The sequence below is a fragment of the Dietzia sp. DQ11-71 genome (assembly GCF_014144995.1).
In the GTDB taxonomy this organism is placed as follows: Bacteria; Actinomycetota; Actinomycetes; order Mycobacteriales; family Mycobacteriaceae; genus Dietzia; species Dietzia kunjamensis.
This window is the reverse complement of record NZ_JAALDT010000530.1, coordinates 1-4,251: the sequence shown is the minus strand read 5'-3', so window position 1 is coordinate 4,251 and position 4,251 is coordinate 1. Positions and strand designations below refer to the sequence as shown.

The following is a 4,251-nucleotide window of genomic DNA, read 5'->3' as shown; positions in this document are numbered from 1 at the left end:
TCATGTGTTCGATTAGATCACCTGGGTACGACACGAACGCGTCGTCCCAGTTCGCGTCAGTGAAAGAGGAACGCCGATGCCGTCACCGCCGAGTGCTCGCGGACTACTCGCCCGATTGCGCCTGGACTCAGCTGGCCTTGCGGGGGACTGCGCGAACTGGTTTCTGCAAGAGGCCTCCGACCATGATGACGGTGTCAATACTGATCACATCAACGTAGCCGCGGAGCGAGTGAGAGTGATCGGTGTGCTGGCGACAGTGCTCGTCGTTGTGTCCGGGTGCGGCGAGCCCGGAGGAGACGCTGACCGGGCGCCGGGGCCGGCTCCCACATCCGCCACTTCGTCGTCGCCGGTTGCGACCACGGCCGAATTGACCGTTTCGGAGGAGATCGCAACACCGACCTCCACACCGCTCTACGAGACACCCCACAGTCCTGCTGCGCCGACCCCGGCGATCGTGACCGAGGGTGCTGAGTGCGGGCCCCGCGGTGCGTTGGCCGTCTTCGCTGACGGCGTGACCGCCTACTGCACCCGTTTGCAGTACACCGACGGTGCCGCGTGGTCGCGTGACCCGCAGTTGGCGCCGAATCCGGCAGTCGAGGAGGCGATGCGGCAGGCGGGGCCACGCCTCGGTGCGCAGTGCATGGGAGCGGATATCGGCCGCAGGGCGGTCGACGCCAGTGGCGTTGCGATCCTGTGCGACAACTACGTGTGGCGTCAGGATGTCGGACAGGAACCGCGGCATCCCTGGGTTGACGACCAGGTTCGGTGGATGGAGTGCCTCGAGCAATCGACCGAAGAGGAATGCAGAGATCTTCTCGACGAGTGATCCGAGCCTGCGCCGCTGACCTCCAATCAGGCAAAGAACTCGCCCCAGATGATCACCCCGCCGATAACCGCCAGACTTCCGAAAATTCGAACGACGACCGAGGGGTCGTTAGCCACTATTAGGCGGATGTTGTGTGTGAATGCAGCCCAGGTCGGCGGCCTTAGCCAGATCCAGCGAATTTTGTGGTTGAGGGAAGGTTTGTCGTCGTCCATTCGGTTCCTCCTAGTCACGGGGTGAAGTATCGGTCGAACACCGCACTTCCCCCCTTCTTTCCCAAGTAGCTGCCGACCGCTGCGCCGACGCCAGCGCCGAGGATCGCGCCAAGTGGGCCGACAGCACTGCCCGTCATGGCCCCAAGCGCCGCACCGCTTGTGGCGCCACCGGCGAGAGCGCCTACTGTCTCCAGTGACGCTTCAGCAGCCGAGGTTTCGCCCCTTGCGTATCCCTCGACGCCGTCGTAGATGGTGACGGCTGCGCCAGCAGGGCCGGCCGCTCTGCCGAGGCCGCGTAGGACGCCAGCCCACGCCTTTCCGGGGGCGTCCGCAACAGGGTTGAGCTTGTGTTTTCCACGAGTGTCGGGGTCCAGCTCGTCGGCCGATATGGGGAACCCGTAGCCGGCCGCGCCGGTCACGGCGTCGACTGCGCCAAACCAACCGTTTCGTGACCCTCCGGGTATCGGTCGCCGGTCGACTTCTGGCGGGATCGCATCGTGGATCCGGGTGGCCACGAGGTCGATCTCGCGGCCGTAGTGCTCGTCGAGCGACTGCACGATGTCCAGGGCCACGCGGACCGTTTCGGCATGGGCGTTGACGGTGTCCTGGGTGATGTCGTCGCGGCCGGGCCCGGGGCCGACGGAGTCTTGGCCCACCACCAGACCGGCTCGGACGGCATCCCGGACTCGGTCGCGTACCGATTGGACTGCGGGTTGCAGCGCTGCTTCGGCTCGGGTCAGGGCGTCGGTGAGGTCCTCGAGCCCGCCCACGAGCTTTATGACGTGTGACTTCTCGGTTTCGGCGGCGTCGATGACCGCGTCTGCGGCGACGCCGGACCAGCCCTCGGAAAGCGTGTCCCGCCCGTCGGCCAAGGATGTCCGTAACCCTTCTGCAGTGGCACGACGGGTGGCAATGGCGTCCCCGGCGGCGGTCAGCGCGGTGGTGTCCCAGCGACCGATCTGCCCGATCGTGTAGCTCACGCCTCGCCCTTCCTGCAGCTTGTCCGTCACCAGGTACGACGTGGCGAGCCCGCCGTCCGGTTCCACACTCCACGCAGAATTCTTCGGGCCCGTCACTGCGATGACCCACCCGTCGGCTGGCGACGACTGCGATGATCTCTGATCGTGAACGCCTACCGACCTGACGACGCCCCTTCCGACCTGCGGCGACGCGATTTGGCGCCGCGAACCTCAGGTCGGGGGAACCGTTCGGCGGCTCGGCCCGTCGTACAGGTTGTGGGAAAAAGTAGAGCGTTCGTAGCCGCGGTGGTGGCCGCCGGTGTGGTGCTGTCCGGGTGCGCGTCGGCTGACGGGGGAGAAGAGACGTCGACGACGACGAGCCCGGCCGCTGCCGGGGAGCCGGGCAATCCCTGGGATCTGCCGATCGAGCAGCGGCCTGCCCTGTTTGACCCGTGTGCCGAGATCCCGATCAAAGCTATCGAAGAGGGGGTTGGCGGCGCGGTCCACCCTATCGACGAGTATGCCAACAACGAGCGCGGGGAATTGATCTCTTGTGGCTGGAAGAGCAATGAAGTGCATGTGAGCGTCTTGGGAACTTGGAAAAGTCACGACGAGTATTTATCCGACCCAAACTTCGTCGTCGAGAATCGCAACGATGAGATCGGTGCGCGGAACGCGATTCAGATGACGGAGAGGTCGAATAGGGCGGAGGACTCCTGTCTGAATCTGCTTTTCACGGGCCGCGGCACGGTTTGGATAAAGGTGACCATGTCAACGGCTCTTAGGTACTTCAGGCAAGAGCGTTCGGTCCCGCCGTGTCACGCATTGGATGAGGTCGCAAGCTCGATCGTTGCGTTTGTCCCAGAGGGAGATTATCGGTGACTGTTCATCTAGGACAAGGGGTCGTACGCGCTTGTGTAAAGGCGTGTGAAGGATTCACCGGGACAATTCGCACCGCGATAGATCAGAGCTCTATCGGGGCGCAGGTCGCGGCGTCCGGGTCGTTTATGACCGCTCGCCAAATAGGGACCGTCTACTCGCTATTTGCAGACAAAGATCTTCGCAGCCTTCTGGATGAATTCGTGATTCAGGCGGAGGCGATGTCGATGCTCTTCGCCGCCGCCGGAGGCCTTATCGAAGCGCAGGATGAGGCGTTGGCGGACGCGCTGTCGAAGGCGGCGGAGGAGCCTGTCGGGTTGCAGAGTCTTGGGTTGATTTACGCGAGTGAGACGGACGTGTTCACGCTCGACGACATGTGCGTCACGGGCGCCTACGGGCGAGTGGGGCCGGAGGATGTGTCGGATTCGCCGCTGGAGCGCATCGCACAATGTGCCGAAGGGCTGCAGCCGAGCCAGTTCAGCGACATCGATGAGCGGGCCACCAGAGTCTCGGAGGCGCTGAACTCAGCTGCGGAACAGCTCAACAGCGACCTCAACAACATCCTCGGTAGCAGCTGGCAGGGGGAGTTCGCGTCGAGTGCGCAGGATTCGGTGACGGGCCTGGTGAACTCGGCGCTCGCCCTGTCGGGGGAGTTGGAGCAGGTCGCAGCCAAGGCCAGGCGCGCGCACGACGGGTTCGTCACCACTCGCACCAACGTCGCCGAGCAGGCAGCGCAAGCCAAGATCGCGCAGCTGTCCGGCCAGGAGCACGGACCTGCGGGGCTGAGCGCCGCTGCGGAGTCGCGGGCCCGAATGGCGGCGGCGGAGGAGCAGGCCAGGGCGATCGTCAACACCGAGTACAGCCCCGCAGTCATGGACGCCAACCTCGATGACCTCGACTTCACCGCCGCGTACCGGGTGGTGTCGACCTCGGCGCTGGGCGGGCCCAGCGGTATCGACATGGCGCGCGTCTGGAACACCGAGGGCATCCCGCGGCCGGCCCAGCCGGCGGCGCCGAGCGCTGCCGCAATCGCCGCCCTCACGGGTGGTGCGAGTGGAGCGGGCAACGAGGCGCAGGTGGCCGCCGGGACCGCGGGCGGCGCAGTGCCGGGGATGACGACGACGAGCTCTCCCACCTCGGCCACAGATGCCGCCACCCAGCAGGCTCTCCTGGCTGCGAGGGCAGGTGCGGCCGACGGGGGAGCAGCGGCAGCGCCGTCAGCGGGACAGGCAGGGGCGGGAAGTGGTGTCAACGCCACGACGACCGCAGCGGGGGCGCCGTTTGCGCCGATACCGGGCGCACACGGTCAGCAGACCAGCGGCGGGGCCGGTGGCGCGGCCGGGATCCGTGGGATCCGCGGCGGAACCGTCGGCGA

Annotated in this window: 5 protein-coding genes; 3 read left to right on the top strand and 2 right to left on the bottom strand. The window is 65.9% G+C overall.

The genetic code is table 11. The features are described 5' to 3' along the window. Positions 1-235: 235 nt before the first annotated feature. Entirely contained in the window at positions 236-826 is a 591-nt protein-coding gene (locus G6023_RS15670) for a hypothetical protein (RefSeq protein ID WP_182636408.1), read from the top strand. A 26-nt stretch (positions 827-852) separates the two neighbouring features. On the opposite strand, the gene G6023_RS15665 is transcribed toward G6023_RS15670, so the two are convergent. Both G6023_RS15665 and G6023_RS15660 read right to left on the bottom strand, forming a co-directional pair. Then, positions 853-1,038: a hypothetical protein gene (locus G6023_RS15665; RefSeq protein ID WP_182636406.1), complete on the bottom strand. Its 186-nt coding sequence runs from the start codon at positions 1,036-1,038 to the stop codon at positions 853-855. A gap of 14 nt (positions 1,039-1,052) precedes the next feature. Next, entirely contained in the window at positions 1,053-2,018 is a 966-nt protein-coding gene (locus tag G6023_RS15660) for a WXG100 family type VII secretion target (RefSeq protein WP_182636404.1), read from the bottom strand. Between the two features lie 288 nt (positions 2,019-2,306). Here G6023_RS15660 and G6023_RS15655 point away from each other — a divergent pair, with 288 nt between their 5' ends. Both G6023_RS15655 and G6023_RS15650 read left to right on the top strand, forming a co-directional pair. After that, positions 2,307-2,879 (top strand): DUF3558 family protein, encoded by a 573-nt coding sequence (locus G6023_RS15655; protein WP_182636402.1) that lies wholly within the window; start codon positions 2,307-2,309, stop codon positions 2,877-2,879. A 125-nt stretch (positions 2,880-3,004) separates the two neighbouring features. Next, on the top strand, positions 3,005-4,251 hold a 1,247-nt coding region (locus G6023_RS15650; protein WP_472986462.1), incomplete at its 3' end, for a PPE domain-containing protein.